This window comes from Myxococcus sp. CA040A, from assembly GCF_013336725.1.
Lineage (GTDB): Bacteria > Myxococcota > Myxococcia > Myxococcales > Myxococcaceae > Myxococcus > Myxococcus llanfairpwllgwyngyllgogerychwyrndrobwllllantysiliogogogochensis.
Genome location: NZ_JABUMR010000037.1, coordinates 1 through 1,439, shown reverse-complemented (window position 1 = coordinate 1,439; position 1,439 = coordinate 1). Strand labels below are relative to the sequence as shown.

Below are 1,439 nucleotides of genomic sequence, written 5' to 3'. Positions count from 1 at the left end.
TTAGGGACGGACGCGACGTAGGGGCCTGCGGGAGCGTGCTCGTCGGTCCGGGCGGGGACGCTTCCGTGGGTAGCTGCTCATCTTGATTTTCACCGCACGCGGATACCGTCTGTGACTTCGCCGCAGCGGGAGGACGAAGCGTTTTACCTCTTCTCGCAGGCGTCGCAGATGTTTGGGAATCGCTCCAGGGCTCGCGCCAGCCAGCCACATCCACTCGTCGCGGATGAGACGCAGGGCCATGACGAAGCTGATTTGGGTGGGAGGCACATCGGCCTCTTCGGCGATGCGCTCCATCTCTAGTCGCACCAGATTGTAGGCCAATCCCACGCCCCAGAGCTCCTGCGCGACCCCACCAGGCTTCTGGCTGCGGATGGCCTCCTGCCTCTCCAGCATCTCCGTCTTCACCTCGTCATAGCCAAGCTCCAGCTCCCACCTCTCGTGGTAGAGGGCCACCACCTCGCTGGCTGGGAAGGCTTCGGCGTCCAGCAATGAGGTCAGCAGCCACTGCGGCTGAAAGCCTTTGCGCTGGTAGTGAATGGCGCGTGCCTGGAAGCGCATAGGCAAGGAGTCGTCCTTCTGGCGGGTGTGGTAGCTCACCTCCATTTCCACCAATTCCTCTCCTTTTCCCAAACGTTTCACCGTGCGCCAGGCAGTGTTCTTCTTCGCGCGCAGCAGCCAGTGGCGGTTCTTCCCGTCTCTCGCCAACGGCACGAGGATGTCGGCATTGAGAAAGTGGCGGTCCATCACGCACAGCGAATCGTCCGGCACCTGAGGCCATATCTTCAGGGCGTACTCGCGCTCATCCGTCCCGTAGGGCCCGAAGTGCGCCGCTGCCAGCAGGTGGCTGCGCAGGGCCATCAGCGTGACAAGCCGCACCATGGGGTAGCCGCTGAGGCCTCCGCCCCGGCCAACCGCCTGCCCTCCAAAGTGCCTCCGGTTCTCCTTCGAGTCCGGCACTCGCGCTGTCGTGCCGTCCACTCCGTACAGGGCCAGCCCCCTCCATTCATGCCGACGCGCGCTGGCGTGCGCCCACGCCAGCGCGCTCTTCTCGAAGAGCCATTTCAGCGGCTCCTCTCCCACTCGTGCGCGCGCCTGCGCCACCGCGCTCCTCGCTATCGGCTTCGGCTTCGGCCTGCCACCGGGCAACGCCAGGTCCAACCGCTCCACCAGTTCGGCGATGGGCCGGTGCCGGTACAGCGCCATGCCCAGCACCAGCCAGATGACCTGTTCAGCGGGTAGCCTGCGTTTCCGGAGGGTGGCCGTCCCTGTCGCCTCCAGCGCCGCCTCGACCCACTCTGGGTCGAGATTCGCGCACAGCCGGTCGAACGCCCCCTCATCCGCAGAGGGCAAATACCCGAATGGACCTCTTCCCACGCAACCGCCTCCTTGTATGCGGTCGCGGCAGTATGATCCTTCTCGCCCTTAACTGATCGGCATTG

1 protein-coding gene is annotated in these 1,439 nt (G+C 65.0%); it reads right to left on the bottom strand.

Annotation, left to right across the window (positions count from 1 at the left end; translation table 11 throughout):
* Positions 1–1,350, bottom strand: coding sequence for an IS4 family transposase (locus HUA75_RS45980; RefSeq protein WP_217446590.1), 1,350 nt, complete (start codon positions 1,348–1,350; stop codon positions 1–3).
* Positions 1,351–1,439: the final 89 nt, after the last annotated feature.